Here is a 17,044-nt window from a genome sequence, read left to right as displayed (position 1 = left end):
TCCTTTTTAAGGGTTTCGTGCCGGGAAAGGTCCGCTGCTATTTCTGTCTTGTAGCTATCGGCCTTATTGAGAACTTCCTTATCGGGTTTTCCGACATTAGCCATGACAAGGCCAAATATCACACCCAGGACCATTCCTATGACAATCTGCCAGTGCAATGCGATTTTTTTCTTCATACAGTCTGGTTAAATTTTAGTACACCACCCTGGATCTTGCAGGGCATTAAAAATCTCCCGTTTACAACTCCCCGGAAGACCTATATTCTGGAAATTTTGTTCAACAAATAATGATCGGCCAGCACCAATGCGGCCATCGCTTCAACAATGGGCACCGCCCTGGGTACTACACAGGGGTCGTGACGTCCCTTGCCCTGCATTTCCACAATATTTCCTTCCTTATCGATAGTGGGCTGGGATTGCATGATTGTGGCCACGGGCTTAAAAGCTACACGAAAATAAATGTCCATTCCGTTACTGATACCTCCCTGGATACCTCCCGAAAGATTGGTTTTGGTGGTTCCGTCTTCATTGTAGAGGTCGTTGTGTTCACTCCCTTTCATTTTCGCACCGCAAAATCCGCTGCCATACTCAAATCCTTTGACTGCATTTATAGACAACATTGCTTTTCCGAGGTCTGCATGCAATTTGTCAAAAACAGGTTCCCCGAGGCCAATCGGAACGTTCCGGGCTACACAGGTTATGGTGCCTCCAACCGTATCGCCCTGTTTTCTGATCTCCCTGATATAATCTTCCATTTCGGCTGCAGTTTCGGGATCGGGACAACGTACGGGGTTGCTTTCAGTTTTCGAAAAATCAAGCTCCTGATACGGTTTTTCCAGGAAAATATCCCCTACGGAAGAAACAAAAGCATCGATCCGTATATCTGCGAGCAATTGTTTGGCCACGGCACCTGCCACAACCCGGCAGGCCGTTTCCCGTGCCGAACTTCTTCCCCCGCCGCGATAATCCCTGAAACCGTATTTCCGGTCATAAACGTAATCGGCATGGCTGGGACGATAACTGTCCTTGATATGGGAATAATCGTGTGATTTCTGATTGGTGTTTTCTATGATAAAACCTATGGGAACCCCGGTGGTTTTTCCTTCAAAAACTCCCGAAAGGATCCGGAACTCATCCGGTTCCTTGCGCTGTGTAACGATAGCGGACTGACCGGGTTTACGCCGGTTGAGCTCGTGTTGTATTTTATCTGACTGAAGATCCAGACCCGCCGGACATCCGTCTATAATTCCTCCTAAGGCCTGTCCGTGCGATTCTCCAAATGTGGTAAGTTTAAATATAGTTCCAAAGGAATTTCCTGCCATCTATGTTGATTTTGAACAAATGTAAATGTTAATCGTTAATTATTCAAGATTAAAAACGAATTTGCGCGACAAACATTGAAAATACGGCGGTTAGCTGCCTGTTTCCCCGGCCTGCACAACACGGTTTTCGTCACATTACCTTAACAATATCCTCATATTTAATTAATTACAAGGTAATCTTTTACTAACACAGAAGTATTTCCTTTACAAAAAAGATTTCGGCATTGAAGAAACGTAAAGTAGAGATCGTTGTCATATCGGATGTTCACCTCGGCACCTACGGATGCCATGCTGGAGAATTATTGTCTTACCTGAACAGTATTAACCCCGAAAAACTTATCCTGAACGGCGATATTATTGACATCTGGCAGTTCAGGAAACGTTACTTTCCCAAAAAACACCTCCAGGTCATCAAAAAAATTATCGACTTGTCTACCAAAGGCACACAGGTCTTTTACGTTACCGGAAATCATGACGAAATGCTCCGGAAATTCAGTGATGTTACCATGGGCAATATAGCCATTGTGGATAAACTTTCCCTGAAACTCGACGGAAAAAAGGCCTGGATATTTCACGGTGACGTTTTTGACGCTTCCATCCAGCACACCAAATGGATTGCCAAACTCGGGGGATGGGGATATGATTTCCTCATATTGCTCAACCGCTTTATCAACTGGGTTCTGGTGAAAATGGGTAGAGAAAAGTATTCCCTTTCCAAAAAGATTAAAAACAGTGTAAAGAAAGCCGTAAAATACATCAACGATTTTGAAAAGGTCGCCGCAGACCTGGCTATAAAAAACGGTTATAAGTATGTTATATGCGGACATATCCACCAACCCAAAATGATCCGGAAAGTGAACAGGTTCGGCACCTGTCTGTACCTAAATTCCGGAGATTGGGTGGAAAACCTTACTTCTCTTGAATATCACAAAAAGCACTGGGAACTCTACAGCTTTAACGATGATAAACTCAGCCCTTTCTACACTGATGAGGACTTAAAATCCATGAGCTACAAGGATCTTCTTGCCGCTATTACCGTAACCGGAAAAAAGTAAATTACATTATAAAGCGTTAGGATTTTTATTTTCTGGTTCAGAAAAAGTCATTGTATTTACAAATTATCGTTGAAAGTTATTAACAATTATTTTATTCATTACATGAATTAAAAAACTGATAAACAGTCAACTACAAACATTGATTTTCGACAGGATTCCCGGGTTCTTAATAACTTTTCTCCAATTCATGCCATCATTTTTCCCAAAAAACACTCTTAAGAGTAAAGGAGTTCGCAACATTTTACATAAACCGGATCGAAATAAGGTCTTTTAGTTCCCCCTCTGATACGATAAAAGGCTTTCCCGGGATATCCGGAATGTTCTTTAACTCCCGAGTATAAACCGACAAAAGCTTAATTGACATGAAAAATCCGGAAGAACAAACTGTGAGTACCAACACATTACAATCGCTGAAAGAGGGGGATCGACATGCCTACAAGGACATTTGCCGGCACTATGAAGCCAAAGTCCGCTGTTATGTCTTTTCTTTTGTAAAATCGGAAAAGGTCACGGAAGAGATCGTCGGGAAGATCTGTACCGAAATATGGAATCATAAACAACAAATCCGTATCGGGGCTTTCGACGCATTTCTCTTAAGTTTATGCAAAGACCTTATCTATGAAACATTGTATAACGCTTTCAACAAAACAACAGCCAAAGAAGAATTGTGGAGGACAATACACAGGTCTGACGAATAAACTGCAAAAAAGTACTGAAGTCCGTTTTACTGGAAAAGCAAGCGGGAGAATTGATAAAGGTTATTTTTCCAGACTGTAAAATTGTGCTGTCCCGGCTCCACATAATACGTATGAGGTACACCTTTTTCCCCGAGGTAGTCATGTGTGCGTTCACTTACATACAGGAGTTCGTCTTCACTGCCACAGGAAATCCATAACAACTTCAGTTTACGGATCACCTTTCCCGGGCGGGGGACCAGTTTTTCAGGAGGTTTGGTATTGGGTGCCGGAGAAAAAGCCCCGATCCAGGCAAATGTGTCCGGATTGTCCAGTCCAAAATTCAATGACTGCCCTCCCCCCATGGACAACCCGGCGAGCGCGCGGTTTTCCCTGCCGCTGTATACCGGATAGCTGCTTTCTACAAAAGGGATCAGGTCTTCCAGCAGATCCTGCTCAAAATCGGAGAAAGCCCTTATTTTTTGCTTATCAAATATATTTTCTCCCGCACTGTCGTCTTTCATGGCCCTCCCGTTGGGCATCACCACGATCATGGGGGCAAGTTCGTTGTCTGCGTAAAGGTTATCCAGTATAATGTTTAATTTGCCGTGATAGAACCATTCGGTTTCATCACCGCCTATGCCGTGCAAAAGGTACAGTACATTATATTTTTGGTCTTTTGAAAATTCCGGAGGAGTGTATATCATAACCTTTCGGTCCGCACCTACCGTTTTTGAGGGATATTCTACGGTTTCTACCTTACCTTTCGGTATATTTTCACGAATTTGATCGAAGCCTTCTGCCGGTTTTGAATCGGACTGCGGGCGGACATATTGTACAGCAACAAGCAATAACACTAAACACAGGTATATTTTTTGGCTATACATAATCAGGATTGGTTGGTAGTTGTCGTTCAGTTATCTTTTTCGTTGTAATATAACAATTTAATGATCCCGTCCGAAAGTCCTATTTTGGGCACGTGTATTTTTTTGGCGCCGCTCCATTTTGTGGCCGAAAGAAAAATTCGGGTGGCCGGAATGATCACATCTGCCCGGTCGGGGTTAAGTCCCAGTTCGGAAATCCTGTCATCATAACTTATGCTTTGCAGGAACTGGTACTGTGCATTCAGCCAGATATAGGACAAGGGTTCGCCGGGCTTTCTCCCGGACATTTTGTACAGCTTATTGATGTTTCCCCCCGAACCTATAAGCGATAGCTTTTTCAGCTTTTTGGTGTTCTTCTTTATCCACTTTTCTATTTCGCGCCAGATGGTTTCCTCTACCATTTCGTTCAGCAATCGTACCGTTCCGATCTTAAAAGACTTGGAAGTGGCAATCTTTCCGTTGGAAAATATGGTAAACTCCGTACTTCCGCCGCCCACATCGACATACAGGTAGGATTTTTCGGTTTCGATAAGCTGGTGAAGGTCTGTAGATGCGATGATGGCCGCTTCTTTTTTCCCGTCAATAATCTCTATGTGTATCCCCGATTTTTTCTCGATCTCCTCGGCAAGTTCATTACCGTTATTGGCTTCCCTCATGGCCGATGTGGCACAGGCCCGGTATTTTTCCACATTATGGACTTTCATCAGCAGTTTAAAGGCTTTCATCGCCTCGATCATACGGGTCGCATTCGGTTTGGATATTTCGCCTACGGTAAAGGAGTCCTGCCCTAACCTGATGGGCACCCTTACGAGAGAACTCTTTTTAAACTGGGGCTCTTTTCCCGTTTCTTCAATAACGTTGTTTATCAATAATCTTATGGCATTGGAACCAATATCTATACCGGCAAATTTTCGTATTCTAATCATATAAAACGTATTCCGGGATAATCTCCGACCTGCAAAATACACCCTGACACGCCGGAAAAACAAGGCCGGGAATCCGGCCCCGTAACCTTATTCTATATCCTCTTCCTGTTATTTTAACTTCTGTACGTAATAATCGTATATAGCAAATTGCGAACGCACGCGGGGCAGGTCGTTCTTTCTGTATGCATTGTCCTGTTTGCCCGAAATAACCCGTGCTTTTACATTATCCCTCCACCCTATCTCAAAGGTTTCTATAAGCTCTCTCTTTATTTCCTCATCATAAATGGGGCAGCTTACCTCCACACGATAATCTATATTGCGTGTCATCCAGTCTGCCGAAGAGATGTACACCTTGGGATTACCTCCGTTTCCAAAGATAAACAATCTGGGATGTTCTAAAAATTTATCCACAATACTTATTATCTCTATATTCTCGCTCATTCCCTGAACACCGGGCACCAGACAGCAGGCTCCCCTGACGATCATCTGTATCTTCACTCCCGCCCTGCTCGCTTCGTAAAGCTTGTCTATCATTTTATAATTGGTAAGGCTGTTCATCTTCAGTTTCATATAAGCTTCTTTCCCGGCCTTTACATTGGCTATTTCCCCGTCAATAAGCCTGGAGAACGTTTTCCCGGTATAATGGGGCGAAACAACAAGATGTTTGTATTTGCGTATCTTATACGTAGTTTCAAAGAAATCAAATACCATATTAACCTCTTTCAATATGGGCTGACTGGAAGTGAACAAGGTGTAATCGGTGTATAATTTTGCCGTGGATTCGTTAAAATTTCCGGTGCTTATAAAACCGTAACGCTTTATTTTTTCATGCTCTTCCCGTTCAATAATACAGATTTTGCTGTGTACCTTTAACCCGGCGATACCAAAAATGAGTTTCACACCTTCACTTTGCAGTTGTTCGGCATATTCGATATTCGCTTCTTCGTCAAAACGCGCCTGTAATTCGATCTGTACTGTTACCTGCTTTCCGTTTTTTACGGCATTGATCAGGCTACTGGCCACCTGTGAGACCTTGGCCAGCCTGTACACCGTGATCTTGATACTTCTTACCGCTGGGTCCAGGGCCGCTTCGCGCAGAAAACGTATCACATAGGAGAAAGTATGGTAGGGTGCGAAGAGAAGGTAATCTTTTTCCGCTATTTTTTCCAGTACACTTCCCTGCAGACTGAGTCCTTTTACCGGCAGGGGCGGAATGGTCTTGTACAACAGGTCTTCCCTCCCCAGACTGGGAAAGCCCATATAATCTCTTCTGTTGTGATACCTTCCCCCCGGGATTACGCTATCCGTATTTTTTACGCGCATTTTTTCCTTGAGAAAACTGAGGGTATCCTTGTCTATATTGTCGTCATAAACAAAACGGACAGGCTCACTGATTTCCCTGCCCTTGACGCTGCTGGATATTTTTTCAATAAAACTCTTACTGAGATCGTTGTCTATGTCAAGTTCGGCATCCCGTGTTATTTTTATCATATGGGCAGAAAGCGACTCATAATCGAAAATATTAAAAATGGTATGCATACAATACCTGATGAGATCGTCCAGAATAATAATATAACTCTTGTCTCCTTCTTTCGGAAGCACTACAAAACGGTCTATACCTTTCGGTATTTCTATCAGGGCATAACGCACCTCATCGGGGTCAGGGGTGAACATCTTTTTTAATCCCCGGGCCTTGTTTTTCTTTTTCATTACCATTTTCACCGCCAGATAGGCGGCACTGTCCTTGAGGAGCGGGAATTCGGCAAGGTCATTCAGAAAGATCGTCACAAGGGCCGGGCTGACCTTCTGCACAAAGTAATCCACAATAAATTTCCTCTGGGATTCGGACACTTCGGTCTCATCAATGATAAAAATATTTTCCTTTTCCAGTTCTTTTTCAATATAACGAAGGATACTCTGGCTTTCCGCCTGCTGCCTGATCACTATTTTTGTGATGTCTTCCAGCAGGTCTTTTGCCACCTCACCGCCCAGGGCGCTTTTCCCCTTTCTTCCGGCAAGAGCGATGCGTTTGACAGTGGCATACCTCACCTTAAAAAATTCGTCCAGGTTATTGGAAAATATCCCCAGAAAACGAAGCCGGGCAATAAGCGGCACGGTTTCGTCTGTTGCTTCCTGTAACACCCTGGCATTGAATTGCAGCCAACTGAGTTCCCTGTTGATGTACTGGTTTCTTGTTTCTTCCATATTAACGTAAATGCTTTGGAAAGACCATAAGGTCCGTAGTACCTTTTTCTATTTCTGCCCAGTTCGCTGTCCGGAAGGTAATATGCACCATTCCCGAGGTGGGCAGGTTTTCTATATATTTATCCCCAAAATTATTAGAAACAGCGGTAAATGCATGATTGTGCCCAAAGATCATAACATTTTCATAACTGTTGTCTAACTTTCTCAAAAAGCGTTCTACGGAATTCCCTGAAAAGTCATATAACATCTCCGTAAGCCGGAGCCGTGCAAACGGAATCTCCAGGTTTTTCAAAAAAATGGTACAGGTATGCAACGCCCGGTTTGCCGGACTTGAAAAAACCACGTCGGGCACCGGGATCTTTCCTTTTATATGAGACGACACCAGCCCGGCATCGGTTATCCCCCGTTCTTTCAGCGGACGATCGCCGTCTCCCACACTGTATTCCCAGGAAGATTTGGCATGTCTTATAATGGTTAACTGTTTCATAATGCTTTCTGTTTCGGTGTTTTGTAAGCAGAGATATTCCTCCGCCGGGTATAATGATAAGTTTTTCTTTACAAATTATCAAGGTGCCAGGCGTTCCTTTTTCCAGTCATAATCGTTTTGAAGGGAATATCGTATGCGATCGTGAAGCCGGTTGGGGCGGCCCTGCCAGAACTCTACGGACACCGGTTTAACGATATAGCCCCCCCAGTGATCCGGACGGGGAACGGTCTTTCCCCTGTAGGCCGTTTCCAGTTTCTTTAACGCTTCTTCCAGTTCTTCTCTCCCAGAAACGACTTCGCTTTGTGCAGAAACAAGGGCACTTAATTTACTTCCCCGGGGGCGGGACTCAAAATAGCCGTCGGATAAATTTTCGGCGATTTTTTCAGCATTTCCTTTAACAATAACCTGTCGTTCCATGTTGGGCCAGAAGAATGAAAGGCACACACGGGGGCATGCGGCAATGGCTTTTCCCTTTTCACTATTGTAGTTGGTATAAAAAATAAAACCTTCGTGGGTATACTTTTTGAGCAGGACCACCCTGTTTTTAGGGTAGCCGTCCGGCCCGATCGTGGAGACCGTCATGGCATTGGCTTCTTCCACCCCACCTGTTTTTTCTACCTCGAAAAACCACTTTTGGAACAACTCCATCGGGTTTTCGGGAACTTCGGATTCCAGAAGCTCCTTTTTTTCATAAGATCGCCTGTAATTGCTTAAATCTTTTTGCATTGTTTTGTAGTATTGCGGAAAGGATTTTCTACAAAGATACCGTTTTAGATATAACATTCTGAAGCTTTGGCCGGGGTATTTAAATACAGATCCGGGCCGGTTCAGAATTCAAATGTTTTGCCGTCTTCCGCCAGTTTCACCTGTGGGAAGACAGCCTGCGCTTCTGTTTTAAACGCTTCCAGATCACTGTACCGGGAAGAATAATGACCAAGCACCAGGATGCCTGCACCGGCTTTACATGCAATAAGGGCTGCCTGCCTGGCCGTGGAGTGCTTTGTTTTTACGGCAAGCTCTTCATGCTGCGCCAGAAAGGTGGATTCGTGATAGAGTATATCCACACCATCAATCCATTCGGCAATCGCCGGTTTATAGGCCGTATCGCTGCAAAAGGCATAGGTTTTTGGCCGGGGCGGATCTGAAGTGAGTTTTTCATTGGGAATCATCTCCCCGTTTTCCAGGCGGATGTCTTTGCCATTCTTGATATTCTGATAATAGCACTGGTCGATATCGTATTTCTGCACCTCATCGATCTTCAGTTTTCGTTCGCCGGGTTTTTCCCGGAAGAGAAAACCATTGGTGTACACCCTGTGGTCCAAAGGAATAGTCTGCACCTCCACCTTGTCATCTTCATAGATCAGTTCCGGTTCATTTGAAGAAAGTTCGTGAAATATCAGGGGGAAATTGGTCCAGGATTTTCCGAGTTTAAGCAAAAGGGTGATCCCTTCTTTTATCCCTTTGGGTCCGTAAATGTGCAGCGGTGTTTCCCTGCCCATGAGTACAAAGGTGGAAATGAGTCCCGGAAGTCCGAAAAAGTGGTCCCCGTGCAAATGCGATATAAAAATATGTTTAACGCGGGCAAATTTTACCCGTTGCTTCCTGAGTTGCACCTGTGTCCCTTCCCCGCAATCTATAAGGAACAAGTGGTTTTTGATATCCAGCACCTGTGAAGTAGGATTGGTAAAAGCCCGCGGCGTAGCCGAATAACATCCCAGGATAATGAGTTTCATAGCATCGGGGATTGCCGGGTTAACGGATTATATAACCGGGAAGGAATGTTTTCGGGATACTCGTTATTTTCTTTCTTCCGGCAAGCGGGATTAAAAAACATGAAAAATACTGCTTTGTGAGTTAATTAAAATCGAGATCCCTTTCTATTTCTTCCATTTCTATGATATCATGGGCTTCCCGCAGGGTAGGCACCACAACAAGTTCATCGGGAACTTCGTCATAATTGACCTTATTAGTCACGATAACAAAGGATTTCCTGCCTCCACGGTGCTTATTGGACAACTCAAGGAATTCCAGCAGGTCGTTAATGGTAAGGGTTCCGAGTGAGAACAGGTTAATAATAATATTGTCTCTCCGTACCTTGTCATATGCTTCTTCCAGGCGATTGCAAAAATCCCTCGTGGATCCTGTTTCCTGGGTCACTATTGTTGTGTTGTTCTCCTGTTTATCAAAAATCATGGCTTAATTTTTAATTTTTGACGCTAATAAATAGATCACGGCCATGCGTATGGCCACGCCGTTTTCCACCTGGTTCAGTATGATGGCCTGTTTGGAATCGGCAACATCACTGGTAATTTCCACCCCGCGGTTTATCGGCCCGGGGTGCATGATCACTATTTCCTTATCCAGCGTATCAAGCATCTTTTTGTTTACGCCGAACTGCCTGGTATATTCGCGGGTTGACGGAAAATAACTGATATCCATCCGTTCGTTCTGTACCCGGAGCATATTGGCCACATCACACCATTTCAGGGCTTTTTTCAGGTCGGTCTCTACCTCTACTCCCAGGGTCTCTATATATTTCGGAATAAGTGTCATGGGGCCGCACACTTTTACATTGGCCCCCTGTAATTTCAGTGCAAAGATATTGGACAATGCTACCCGGGAATGCAGAATATCCCCTACAATAACAACATTCTTTCCGGATACATCACCCAGTTTTTCCCTTATGGAATAGGTGTCGAGCAGGGCCTGGGTGGGATGTTCGTGCGCGCCGTCACCGGCATTTACAATACTCGCATCAATATGCCTCGAAAGAAAAATGCCGGCTCCCGGATTGGGATGCCGCATCACCACCATGTCTACTTTCATGGACAGGATATTGTTGACCGTATCGATAAGCGTCTCCCCTTTCTTGACGGATGACTGTGCCGCGGAAAAGTTGATAACATCCGCAGAAAGCCTTTTTTCGGCCAGTTCAAAGGAGAGCTTGGTCCGTGTGCTGTTTTCAAAAAAGAGATTTGCTATCGTAATATCCCGAAGTGAAGGGACTTTTTTTATGGGACGGTTTATAACTTCCTTGAAATGATCTGCCGTTTCAAAAATGAGCTGGATATCCGCTTCATTCAGGTATTTTATTCCCAATAAGTGATTTACACTTAACTGACTCATGCTTCAGGGTTAAATAGTTGTAGTTTCCGGTTTCCGTATAAGGGTATTTTGTTTTTCGAGTTTTAAACTGCAGCTTTTAATTGCTTACAAGGTATATGACATCCTCTCCTTCGTTTTCTTTCCACATTACCTTTACTTTTTCCTCGTTGATGGCATCTACCTGTCGTCCCCTGTAATCGGGCTGTATGGGAAGGTGCCTGCTGAACCTCCGGTCTATAAGCGTAAGCAATTCTATTTCCGCCGGCCTTCCGAAGGACTGAATCGCCGTAAGTGCCGCCCTTATACTTCTGCCCGTATAAAGAACATCATCTATAAAAACTATTTTCTTGTCCTCCACCAGAAAATCTATCTGGGTCTTGTTAGCCTCCAGCGTTTTGTCTCCGCGGCGAAAATCGTCCCGGTAAAAAGTAATGTCCAGATAACCGAGCTGAATGTCCTTCACCTGATACTCTTCCTGAAGGATCTTTATCAGCCTGTCTGCAAGAAACTTTCCCCGCGGTTGTATTCCGATCAGTACGGTGTTTTTAAAGTCCAGATGGTTTTCAATTAGCTGACAGGCCAACCGATGGAGAATGATGTGGATATCTTTGGAAGAAAGCAACACTTTTTGACTCATGTTTCCCAACGTATTTCGCCGTAAAAATACGTATTTCTATGGAACTTGTTGATGAGAGCTATATTTATTTTAAAGAATGAATTCCCGCAAAGTTGAAAATAAGACCGGAAATAATTAAAGATTACAAGGATGTCCCGTTCCTCATCCTAACTTTGTATATACTGTTTATCTTTGCACGGAAATATCCGGTACAATTTAAAGACACTCATGCATAAAATCAATCATAAAAGCCTCCAGGACCTGGAATTTTCTACCGTATTGTCCCATATAGAAGCTATGTGTACTACGGAGCCCGGAAAAGAAATGGCCCTGCAACTACTGCCGTTCACCAAACGCGAACATCTCTTTGACGCTCTCCGTCAAACGTCGGAATACGTAGCTTCCTTTGAGAACAACAACGGCATACCGGGCCATTATTTTGACAGTATTTCCCCGGAGATCAAGCTACTGAACATCGAGAACACACTTATAGAACTCGGCGGCTTCAGGAAAATAGCTGCCGTCTCTGCCACGGTAAATACCCATATCCTCTTCTTCAGGAAATTCAGGGAATACTATCCTGCCCTGCATCAAACAGCCGATGCTGTAGCATATACTACGGAGATAACCCGGGAAATAAACAACATTATCGACCGCTTCGGGGAAATAAAAGACGACGCTTCCGATACCTTGCTTGCCATACGGAAATCCATAAGCGGGGTAAGAGGAAAAATAAACCAGAGTTTTCTCAGCGCACTTCAGTCCTGCAATTCTGCCGGGTACCTTGACGATATCCGGGAAACGGTAGTGGAAAACCGGAGGGTACTTGCCGTTAAGGCCATGTACCGGAAACGGGTAAAAGGTGCCATTATGGGCAATTCCAAAACCGGGAGCATTGTTTATATAGAACCGGAAACCACCCTTCGCTATTCAAGAGAGCTAAGCAACCTGGAATACGAAGAGACCGAAGAGATCAAAAAAATACTGAAAAGGCTCACGGATTTCCTTCGTCCCTATTCCCCGCTGTTGAAGGATTACCAGGATTTTCTTGCTTCGATGGATGTCGTGGCCGCCAAAGCGAAATACGCACAAAAAATGAATGCCATCCTTCCGGAGATATCAGAAGAAAAGAACATACATCTCATAGACGCCTATCATCCTCTCCTTTACCTTACCAACAAGGAAAAAGGCGAAAAAACGTATCCGCAGACCATTTCGTTACATGCGGAAAACCGAATTATCGTAATCTCCGGGCCTAATGCGGGAGGTAAAAGTATAACGTTGAAAACAGTGGGACTCCTGCAACTCATGTTACAGAGCGGTATGCTCGTCCCTGTACATCCCAGGAGCGAAATGTGCCTGTTTGACCGTATTCTTACGGATATAGGTGACAATCAGTCCATAGAAAACCACCTTAGCACATATAGCTATCGCCTGAAGAACATGAATTATTTTCTTCGGAAATGTAATGCACAAACCCTGTTCCTTATCGATGAGTTCGGAACCGGGAGCGACCCGGAACTGGGCGGGGCGCTGGCCGAAACTTTTCTGGAAGAATTTTATCACCGGGAGGCTTTTGGTATTATCACCACGCACTATGCCAACCTGAAGATGCTGGCCAACGAATTGCCATATGCATCCAATGCCAATATGCAATTCGACAGCAAAAGCCTGGAACCTGTTTTCCGGCTTATCGTAGGGGAAGCCGGAAGCTCCTTTACTTTTGAGGTGGCCCAGAAAAACGGCATCCCCTACAGCCTTATCAACCGGGCCAAGAAAAAGATAGAACGCGGAAAAGTACGCTTCGACGCCACCATTGCCAAACTCCAGAAAGAGCGCAACAAGATGGAAAAGACCTCGGAACAACTGAAAGGCGAAGAAACCAAGGCACGGGAAGAAGCTACACGGCTTGAGTCACTGAATGAAAGGATACAGTCCAAACTGGAAAGCTATCAGCAATTATTTGATCACAACCAGCGGATGATCTACCTGGGCAACAAGATCAACGATATTACTGAAAAGTATTTTATAAACAAGAAAAAACGTCCGCTCATTTCGGAATTTCTCAGGATCGTGGAGACCGAAAACAGCAAACGAAAACCTAAAGCTACCAAGGAAAAAAAGAAAGAAAAAATAAAAAAGCAACAGGTGGCCAAAGAAATGGAGAAAAAAGTGGAGGTCATCCGGGAAAAGAAAAAGGAAGCAAAGAAAAAAGCGGTCATACAGGAAAAGAACAAACCCAAACCCGTACTGAAGATCGGCGACAGGGTAAGGCTTCCGGACGGAAAAGCCGTGGGAAATATAGAATCCATCGAAAAGAACAAGGCCGTGGTCAACTACGGGATTTTCACCACAAACGTAAGCCTGGACCAGCTCGAACTGGTAGAGGCCGTAAAAAAATAACCCCGAAACGGTGTTTCGGGGAATCTGTTTTTTATACCTAAACTTTTGTAGGATACTTCTCTAAATGCGTTCTATTCTTGCACCGATAGCCCGCAGGCGTTCATCGATATTTTCATAACCGCGGTCTATCTGCTCAATGTTGTGTATGGTGGAAGTACCTTTCGCCGAAAGTGCGGCTATCAGCAACGACACTCCTGCCCTTATATCGGGTGAAGTCATGGTGGTCGCTTTTAGCCTTGACTTAAAATCATGCCCGATCACCGTAGCCCTGTGCGGATCGCAGAGAATGATCTTGGCCCCCATATCTATGAGTTTATCTACGAAGAACAGCCGGCTTTCGAACATTTTCTGGTGGATAAGCACACTTCCCCGGGCCTGGGTGGCCACTACAAGCACAATACTCAACAGGTCCGGCGTAAAACCGGGCCATGGCGCATCCGATACCGTTAATATGGAACCGTCTATATAACTCTGGATCTCATAGCCGTCCGTATGGGAAGGGATATAGATATCGTCCCCTCTTTTTTCCAGGGTGATCCCTAGTTTTCTGAACACATTCGGGATCTGCCCGAGACTGCCCCAACCCGCGTTTTTGATGGTAAGTTCGCTTTGTGTCATGGCGGCAAGTCCTATCCAGCTGCCGATTTCTATCATATCGGGCAACATGGTATGTGTAGTTCCCGACAGTTTTTCCACACCTTCGATAGTAAGCAGGTTAGAGCCTACACCACTTATCTTTGCCCCCATCCTGTTCAGCATTTTACACAGTTGCTGTAAATACGGTTCGCAGGCGGCATTGTAAATAGTGGTGGTTCCTTCGGCGAGTACCGAGGCCATAACAATGTTTGCCGTACCGGTTACGGAAGCTTCGTCCAGCAACATGAACGTTCCTTTCAGTTTCTCGGCTTCCACGCCGTAAAAATACTCTTCCCGGTTATACCGGAACCTGGCTCCGAGCTTAATGAGCCCTTCAAAATGTGTGTCCAGTCGCCTGCGGCCTATTTTATCACCGCCGGGCTTAGGAATATATCCTTTACCAAAACGGGCCAAAAGCGGTCCTACAATCATAATGGACCCCCGGAGCCCTTTGCCGTCTTCCTTAAACTGTACGGACTGGAGGTACTCCAGGTCTATTTCATCGGCCTTAAAGCTATAAGCACCCTTGCCCAGTTTTTCCGTTTTAACTCCCAACCGTTCCAACAGGTCGATAAGTTTATTGACATCCAGTATATCGGGGATATTGTGAATGGTAATCGTTTCTTCCGTAAGCAATACGGCACACAATATCTGTAAGGCCTCGTTTTTTGCTCCCTGGGGGGTTATTTCTCCTTGTAGTGTTTGTCCTCCTTCTATTTTAAATGTACCCATTAAAGACCATCGTATTTAGAAAATTTCAACTTTCCTCTTTCAAACAAAATTCGGGAATATGAAAAAGTTGAAATCCGGGATTTTTAAAAATAAGATTTAGTAACGTTTTTTGTTCCGGTTATTCTTCGGATTCCGGTTTTTCTGAGCGGATTTACCTCCGTGCTTGGACTTTCCGCGCATGAGGTTATCACTGTCCGCAAGGTCTTCATCCCACTTGGCCAGGTTTATTTTACCTCCGCTCAATTCGTAAAGATGGTCAAAAATAACTTCATCCTCCACCGTGTCCTTGTTCCAGTTGAGAAAGCTCTTTTTCATATGGTTGGCAATGGTAAACTTCAGGCCTTCCTTGAGATCGCTTTCTTCCCAGTTATTGCACACATCGATCATCCTTTTAATATTATTTCCGTAAAAACGGTATTTGGGATGGTTTTGCGGATATTTCAACGGATCAGGCTTTTGTTCCAGGAGCTCTCTTTCGGGTTTCGGGAACGGTGAATCCACATCCAGCTGAAAATCGGATATGATAAAAAGCTGATCCCACAGTTTATGCTGGAAATCGGGAACATCCCTTAAATGAGGGTTGAGATTCCCCATTACACCTATAATGGCCCTGGCCACCTTATTGCGCTCATCCCGGTTCTCTATGGAAATCGCATAATCTATCATTTTCTGTATGTGCCGGCCATATTCAGGAATAATAAGCCTTTGACGCTCTGTATTGTACTCTAAACTATTGATCAAAATATTTAAGAATTAAGTTTGCTATATTGAAGTGTAAACACAAGTAATGGGGCGAAGCAAAGTAACGAAGTGCAAAATACTAATTTTTTTCCGAATACATAAAAAAGTTGGTTATTATCGGCTGTGTGTCGACTGTTTTTCGTGTTCCGGCAGTACTTAAAGAGAAATTACTTCCTCTACCTTACTGACTTCCCTGTACTTTTCTATAACAGCATCTGCACTCTCCATAATAAGCTGTATGGAAACCGAAGTATAATTGCCCTTGGAAGATTTTTTACTTTTGATTACCGCTCCGGTGTTATCGAAAATATTTTCAATTTGCGCTATTTTTTCCGCATCTGTCGGAACGATAAATTTATAGAGATAACTGGATGGCCAAGTGGTTGTGTTATTCAATTCTTCTTTTAACCTTTTATAGAATTTTTCTTCCTTCTCCGAATCCATCGTCTGATTTTGCAAATATTAATGTTGTTTGTATTACTGCAAAGATACAGCTTCTTATGAAATTATCATCCCGATTATCGTTAAACCTGAAACCGGGTTCTGTGAAAAACAACTTCCGGTGAAGTGCCGCATTCCGGCAAGTTCCCGTTTTTTGATTTTTTAGTTCCGCCGGCATTTCCTTATTTTGCATTTTTGAAAGAATTGCGGTGAATACAAAGAAAATTGTTATCACGGGAGGCCCCGGAACGGGAAAATCATCTGTCCTTCAGGAATTTTCCCGGAGGGGATATACCTGCTTCCCGGAAATATCCCGGCAGGTTACACTGGAAGCACAACAACAGGGAATAAGCCAGCTGTTTCTCACTGATCCCTTACTGTTCAGTAAAAAATTGCTGGAAGGACGAGAAAAACAGTTCCTCGATGCCGAAAAACGGGATGCAGAAAGGGTTTTTATCGACAGGGGCGTCCATGATGTCCTCGCTTATATGGACTATGCCGGCAATCCGTTCCCTCCCTATTTTACGGAGGTATGTGAAAAATGCAGGTATGATGCGGTATTTGTCATGCCGCCCTGGAAAGATATTTATGTTTCGGATAATGAACGTTATGAAGATTTTCAACAGGCAACGGCTATTTATCGTTTTATAAAATCTACTTATATTGCCTACGGATACGAACTCGTCGAAGTTCCCACAGGTTCCATACCTTTAAGGGCAGATTTTATACTGGAAAAACTGGGGATAGCAATGCCGGAATAACAAAGGGTAACACCTCGTGGCGGTTGATGGTCTTCGTAATAAATATATTCATAAACA

At 44.1% G+C, this 17,044-nt stretch carries 17 protein-coding genes; 4 read left to right on the top strand and 13 right to left on the bottom strand.

Features of this window, described 5'->3' with window-relative positions:
* Positions 1-256: 256 nt before the first annotated feature.
* On the bottom strand, positions 257-1,321 hold the full coding sequence (gene aroC, locus LS482_RS19450) for a chorismate synthase (RefSeq protein ID WP_233029190.1): 1,065 nt from the start codon (positions 1,319-1,321) through the stop codon (positions 257-259).
* Positions 1,322-1,545: 224 nt separating this feature from the next.
* Here aroC and LS482_RS19445 point away from each other — a divergent pair, with 224 nt between their 5' ends.
* Complete coding sequence (locus LS482_RS19445) at positions 1,546-2,376, top strand: UDP-2,3-diacylglucosamine diphosphatase (RefSeq protein ID WP_233029189.1); 831 nt, start codon at positions 1,546-1,548, stop codon at positions 2,374-2,376.
* A 362-nt stretch (positions 2,377-2,738) separates the two neighbouring features.
* Complete coding sequence (locus LS482_RS19440) at positions 2,739-3,074, top strand: sigma-70 family RNA polymerase sigma factor (protein ID WP_233029188.1); 336 nt, start codon at positions 2,739-2,741, stop codon at positions 3,072-3,074.
* Positions 3,075-3,100: 26 nt separating this feature from the next.
* Here the strand turns inward: LS482_RS19440 and LS482_RS19435 are convergent, their stop codons facing one another.
* The 9 genes from LS482_RS19435 to pyrR form a co-directional block, all read right to left on the bottom strand.
* Positions 3,101-3,907, bottom strand: a complete 807-nt coding sequence (locus LS482_RS19435) for an alpha/beta hydrolase (RefSeq protein ID WP_233029187.1) — start codon at positions 3,905-3,907, stop codon at positions 3,101-3,103.
* Between the two features lie 56 nt (positions 3,908-3,963).
* Positions 3,964-4,860, bottom strand: a complete 897-nt coding sequence (locus LS482_RS19430; protein ID WP_233029186.1) for a Ppx/GppA phosphatase family protein — start codon at positions 4,858-4,860, stop codon at positions 3,964-3,966.
* A 108-nt stretch (positions 4,861-4,968) separates the two neighbouring features.
* The gene (gene ppk1, locus LS482_RS19425; RefSeq protein WP_233029185.1) at positions 4,969-7,065 is read right to left on the bottom strand and encodes a polyphosphate kinase 1; all 2,097 of its coding nucleotides are present in this window, start codon (positions 7,063-7,065) and stop codon (positions 4,969-4,971) included.
* A 1-nt stretch (position 7,066) separates the two neighbouring features.
* The gene (locus LS482_RS19420; protein ID WP_233029184.1) at positions 7,067-7,552 is read right to left on the bottom strand and encodes a SixA phosphatase family protein; all 486 of its coding nucleotides are present in this window, start codon (positions 7,550-7,552) and stop codon (positions 7,067-7,069) included.
* Between the two features lie 78 nt (positions 7,553-7,630).
* Positions 7,631-8,278 carry a pyridoxamine 5'-phosphate oxidase gene (gene pdxH / locus LS482_RS19415; RefSeq protein WP_233029183.1) on the bottom strand — a complete coding sequence of 216 codons (648 nt, stop codon included), beginning with the start codon at positions 8,276-8,278 and terminating at the stop codon, positions 7,631-7,633.
* Between the two features lie 101 nt (positions 8,279-8,379).
* On the bottom strand, positions 8,380-9,285 hold the full coding sequence (locus tag LS482_RS19410) for a ribonuclease Z (protein WP_233029182.1): 906 nt from the start codon (positions 9,283-9,285) through the stop codon (positions 8,380-8,382).
* A 121-nt stretch (positions 9,286-9,406) separates the two neighbouring features.
* Positions 9,407-9,745, bottom strand: a complete 339-nt coding sequence (locus tag LS482_RS19405) for a ribonuclease Z (RefSeq protein ID WP_233029181.1) — start codon at positions 9,743-9,745, stop codon at positions 9,407-9,409.
* Positions 9,746-9,748: 3 nt separating this feature from the next.
* Complete coding sequence (locus tag LS482_RS19400) at positions 9,749-10,678, bottom strand: aspartate carbamoyltransferase catalytic subunit (RefSeq protein ID WP_233029180.1); 930 nt, start codon at positions 10,676-10,678, stop codon at positions 9,749-9,751.
* A 76-nt stretch (positions 10,679-10,754) separates the two neighbouring features.
* Entirely contained in the window at positions 10,755-11,294 is a 540-nt protein-coding gene (gene pyrR, locus LS482_RS19395; RefSeq protein WP_233029179.1) for a bifunctional pyr operon transcriptional regulator/uracil phosphoribosyltransferase PyrR, read from the bottom strand.
* 207 nt (positions 11,295-11,501) lie between these two features.
* On the opposite strand from pyrR, the gene LS482_RS19390 reads away from it, so the two are divergent.
* Positions 11,502-13,676 (top strand): endonuclease MutS2, encoded by a 2,175-nt coding sequence (locus tag LS482_RS19390; RefSeq protein WP_233029177.1) that lies wholly within the window; start codon positions 11,502-11,504, stop codon positions 13,674-13,676.
* 60 nt (positions 13,677-13,736) lie between these two features.
* Here LS482_RS19390 and murA read toward each other — a convergent pair whose 3' ends face one another.
* From murA to LS482_RS19375, 3 genes are all read right to left on the bottom strand, one after another.
* Positions 13,737-15,044, bottom strand: a complete 1,308-nt coding sequence (gene murA, locus LS482_RS19385; RefSeq protein ID WP_233029176.1) for a UDP-N-acetylglucosamine 1-carboxyvinyltransferase — start codon at positions 15,042-15,044, stop codon at positions 13,737-13,739.
* A 96-nt stretch (positions 15,045-15,140) separates the two neighbouring features.
* Positions 15,141-15,785: a DUF4290 domain-containing protein gene (locus LS482_RS19380; protein ID WP_233029175.1), complete on the bottom strand. Its 645-nt coding sequence runs from the start codon at positions 15,783-15,785 to the stop codon at positions 15,141-15,143.
* A 156-nt stretch (positions 15,786-15,941) separates the two neighbouring features.
* Positions 15,942-16,229 (bottom strand): DUF493 family protein, encoded by a 288-nt coding sequence (locus LS482_RS19375; protein ID WP_233029174.1) that lies wholly within the window; start codon positions 16,227-16,229, stop codon positions 15,942-15,944.
* Positions 16,230-16,435: 206 nt separating this feature from the next.
* Here LS482_RS19375 and LS482_RS19370 point away from each other — a divergent pair, with 206 nt between their 5' ends.
* Positions 16,436-16,987, top strand: a complete 552-nt coding sequence (locus LS482_RS19370; RefSeq protein WP_233029173.1) for an AAA family ATPase — start codon at positions 16,436-16,438, stop codon at positions 16,985-16,987.
* Positions 16,988-17,044: the final 57 nt, after the last annotated feature.

This window comes from Sinomicrobium kalidii, from assembly GCF_021183825.1.
Classification (GTDB): Bacteria; Bacteroidota; Bacteroidia; order Flavobacteriales; family Flavobacteriaceae; genus Sinomicrobium; species Sinomicrobium kalidii.
This window is presented reverse-complemented; position numbering and strand designations above follow the sequence as displayed.